We start from the raw sequence: 3514 nt of genomic DNA, 5'->3' as shown, positions 1-3514 counted from the left end.
GCCATCAGACCATGGCCCATCTCGTGAAACCAGGTGGCCAACAAGGTAAAGGGGTAGAGGATGTAGTTACCCCAGGGAAACCGCCAGAGCAAGACCGTCAGACCTGCAGCAACCACCAGCCAAACCAAGCTGTGCCGGTTAGGTCTTCCAGAAGGGGGAGAAGGCAGCTCAAACTGAGTCATCATCAGCAGGTGGATGGAGAAAAGGCCTAAGATGGCCCATCGCCCCAGACGACTGCCGGCGGGAAAAAGTTCCACATAGGCCAAGAAAATAGCCAGGCCAACTCCCCTGCTGGGAGAGGGGCTAGGTAGGCTGAAAGAGCCCCTGAGGGATCCCTGTCTGTGGCCACCTTCCTGCGCGACTGGAGCTACCGCTTTCCCTGGCTTTACCGCAGCATCAGCCGCGGGGCTGCTCTGGCGGTGGGGGGATACGAGCGGCTGCGGAAATTGCCCCTACAAGGGATCCAGATTCATCCCCAGGAGCGGGTGTTGGATCTCTGCTGTGGCCCAGCTGAAGTAACCCCACTGTTGGCGGAGCTGAGCCAGCAGGTGGTGGGCCTGGATGCTTCCCCCAAAGCTCTAGCGGCAGCCCGCAAACGCCTTCCCCAGGTGGAGTTTGTGGAGGCCTTTGCCCAAGATATGCCCTTTCCCAATGCCAGCTTTGATTGGGTGCATACCAGCTTGGCTCTGCACGAATTGTCCTTCGCCGACTTGGAGCAGGTGCTGCGGGAAGTGTGGCGGGTGCTCAAGCCGGGGGGAGGACTCTTGATTCTGGATCTGCACGCGCCTCGACAACCCTTGATCTGGCCTGGGCTGGCCCTCTTTTTGGCCCTGTTTGAAACCGAGACCGCCTGGGAGCTACTCAAGCTGGACTTGCCCGAGCATTTGCAGCAGCAGGGGTGGCAATCCATCCGGCAGACCCTCCACGCTGGGGGAGCTCTGCAGGTTATCCAGGCGCGAAAGCCTGCCGCCTGAGCTGCACCCCTGAGAGCGGCAGTCAGCCCTGGTGCCAAAAGGGAGTGCCGAGGACAGGCGTACTGGGCTGAGCTGTTTCCTGAGGGATCATGGCCCCGGCCAGGTAGGCTCGGCGGCCTGAGCGCACCGCTTCTGCAAAGGCCTCGGCCATGGCCACCGGATCCCGGGCCAAGGCCACCGCCGTGTTCAGCAGCACCCCGTCGAAGCCCCACTCCATCACCTGGCAGGCATGGGAGGGCAGGCCCAAGCCGGCATCCACGATCAGCGGCGCCTCGATCCGCTCCCGCAGCAGGCGCAAGTTGTAGGGGTTGAGAGGGCCTTTCCCGGTGCCGATGGGGGCCGCCCAGGGCATCACCACCTCACAGCCAGCATCCAAAAGCCGCTGGCAGAGCACCAGGTCGTCGGTGCTATAGGGCAGCACCTTAAAGCCGCGCCGGACCAGCTCAGCAGCAGCAGTGGGCAGTTGCACGGGATCCGGCTGCAGCGTGTAGTCATCCCCGATCAACTCCAGCTTGATCCAGTCGGTGCCGAACACCTCCCGCGCCATCTCCGCCGTTGTGATCACCTCCTGCACGCTGTGGCAGCCGGCGGTGTTGGGCAGAACTGGGATCCCCATCTTCTGCAACAGAGCCCAGAACCTCTGGGAAGTTTCTGGCCCCAGTGCCCCTTGCCGCCGCAGAGAAACCGTCAACAAACAGGGCTGCGCGCGCGCCACCGCCTGCTCCAAAATGGCTGGCGAAGGGTAGCGAGCCGTACCCAACATCAGACGGCTGGGCAATGGTTGGCCATAGAGCACCAAGGGATCCTCATTGGCCCAAGTGGAGGGGGAAAGCTGGAGAAGGGTGGACATTGTCGGGGCAAAGTCAGGACAGAGCAGGAAGCAAGGGGGGCACTAGCCGCCAGCAACCGGAGTGACGATCTCCACCTGGTCGCCTTCTTGCAGACGGGTTTGCTCGTGCTGCGCACGTGGCACAAACTTCAGATTAACCGCTACCGCGAAAGGGCCGCTGGCCCCCACCTGAGCCACTGCCTCGGCCAAAGTGGTGCCTTCCGGCAAATCGTAAGGCTTTTGGTTGATCAAGACACGCATGGCGACAGGGACTCACCGGAAAGAGGGGCAGCCTGCACCTGAAAGGGGATCCCAAGCTGCTGGGCCAAGCGACAACTACCCTGGTGGAGATACTCCAAGACAGCATCGTGGATGGCCGGGGAGATCAGAAAGCCATGGCGATAGAGGCCGTTGATCTGCAACAGGCGAGGTGAGCGCTCCACCACGGCTGGCAGGTTATCCGCCAAGGTGGGACGACATTGGCTGCCCAATTCCAGGATACGCGCTTCGGCAAAGGCAGGATGTACGGCGTAGGCGGCGCTGAGCAACTCCAGGGCGGAGCGGACGCTCACCGGCGAGCGATCCTCAGATTCGATTTCAGTGGCCCCCACTACGAACAGGTGTCCCGGCTTGGGAGCGATGTAGATCGGATAGCGAGGATGCAACAGCCGGGTTGGGCGCCGCAAAGAGACTTCTGGGGCATACAGGCGCACCACCTCACCCCGAACTCCGCGCAGCAGTCTTGGCCCGCCCCATTCTTTTTGGGCCCCCAGGCCGCGGCAATCCAAAACCCAGCCTCCGGTTTGCTGCTGCCAGGCTTGGGCCTGCTTCAGATCCCAGGGGCAACCCCACTCCACCTCCACCTCGTGCTGCCGCAGCTTGGCCAGCAGAGCCGACAACAGTTGGCGGTTGTCCAGTTGGCCCTCTTGGGGAAGATACAGGCCCTGCGCAAATCGCCCGGCTACCGATGGCTCCAGCTCGGCAATAGCCTGGGCATCCAGCGGCTGAGGGCGGGGGAGATGCGGGAGGTGTTCTCCCACAGCGGCCAGTAGCGCCGAGAAGCGCTTGGCTTCCCCGGCATCTTGGCGGTGCCAGAGGATCAGAGTGCCTTCTTGCTGAAAGAAAACCGGCTGCGGCAAGCTGGCCAAAAGAGAGGGCCAACGAGAAAGGGCGTAGTATCCCTGGGCCACCACACTGGCTTCGGCGATGGCAGACTCGGCTAGGGGAGCCAGCATAGCAGCGGCAAAATGGGCAGCACTGCTCTCAACAGCAGCAGCAGGAGCCGCCTCCACAATGCGGACAGGATGCCCAACCTCGACAAGGCTGGCGGCCAACAGACGCCCCATCAGCCCAGCCCCGAGGACAAGGATGGGATCCCGCTGCGCTGCCCAAGGCAAAGTGATCCCTACTGCTGACGCAGCAGCGGATGGGCCCGTCAGGCTGGCTGCCGGATTTGTCAGAGAAGAGGAGGGTGGAAGGGTTAAAGTGCCCCGCACCACTGGCACGATGGATTCCATACTGGATCCCATGATAGGCTTTCCAGCTCGGCGATGAATCTGCTCCCACCTGTGCCTGCATTTGTTGATGGAGTGCTGGGCCAAGCTTCGCTGGAACGCCTTTTCACTTGGAGCTTTTTGTTTGATCTCGCTGTTGGTCTCCGGGATCCGTCTGGGGGTGCCGGTGTTGCTGGCGGTGTTGGGGGAGGTGATCA

Annotated in this window: 5 protein-coding genes; 1 reads left to right on the top strand and 4 read right to left on the bottom strand. The window is 62.3% G+C overall.

Going from position 1 to position 3514, the window contains the following annotated elements:
- Nucleotides 1–257: M50 family metallopeptidase (locus NW837_RS01390; protein WP_414328937.1), on the bottom strand; the 257-nt coding region annotated here is incomplete at its 3' end.
- An 84-nt stretch (nt 258–341) separates the two neighbouring features.
- Between NW837_RS01390 and NW837_RS01385 the strand changes: the two genes are divergently transcribed.
- Complete coding sequence (locus NW837_RS01385) at nt 342–974, top strand: class I SAM-dependent methyltransferase (protein WP_414328936.1); 633 nt, start codon at nt 342–344, stop codon at nt 972–974.
- A 22-nt stretch (nt 975–996) separates the two neighbouring features.
- Here NW837_RS01385 and NW837_RS01380 read toward each other — a convergent pair whose 3' ends face one another.
- From NW837_RS01380 to NW837_RS01370, 3 genes are read right to left on the bottom strand one after another with little or no spacing between them, the layout of a single operon-like run.
- Nucleotides 997–1824: a thiazole synthase gene (locus NW837_RS01380; RefSeq protein WP_414328934.1), complete on the bottom strand. Its 828-nt coding sequence runs from the start codon at nt 1822–1824 to the stop codon at nt 997–999.
- Nucleotides 1825–1866: 42 nt separating this feature from the next.
- Complete coding sequence (thiS, locus tag NW837_RS01375; RefSeq protein WP_414328933.1) at nt 1867–2064, bottom strand: sulfur carrier protein ThiS; 198 nt, start codon at nt 2062–2064, stop codon at nt 1867–1869.
- Nucleotides 2052–3320 (bottom strand): FAD-dependent oxidoreductase, encoded by a 1269-nt coding sequence (locus tag NW837_RS01370; protein ID WP_414328931.1) that lies wholly within the window; start codon nt 3318–3320, stop codon nt 2052–2054. Before NW837_RS01370 ends, thiS begins: the two co-directional genes overlap by 13 nt.
- Between the last annotated feature and the right edge of the window lie 194 nt (nt 3321–3514).

This window comes from Synechococcus sp. R6-10, assembly GCF_047461815.1.
Classification (GTDB): Bacteria; Cyanobacteriota; Cyanobacteriia; order Thermostichales; family Thermostichaceae; genus Thermostichus.
This window is presented reverse-complemented; position numbering and strand designations above follow the sequence as displayed.

What these genes read in the sequence shown, in the direction of transcription:
- NW837_RS01380 (WP_414328934.1), bottom strand. Translation starts at nt 1,824, where the DNA reads ATGTCCACCCTTCTCCAGCTTTCCCCCTCCACTTGGGCCAATGAGGAT.
- thiS (WP_414328933.1), bottom strand. Translation starts at nt 2,064, where the DNA reads ATGCGTGTCTTGATCAACCAAAAGCCTTACGATTTGCCGGAAGGCACC.
- NW837_RS01370 (WP_414328931.1), bottom strand. Translation starts at nt 3,320, where the DNA reads ATGGAATCCATCGTGCCAGTGGTGCGGGGCACTTTAACCCTTCCACCC.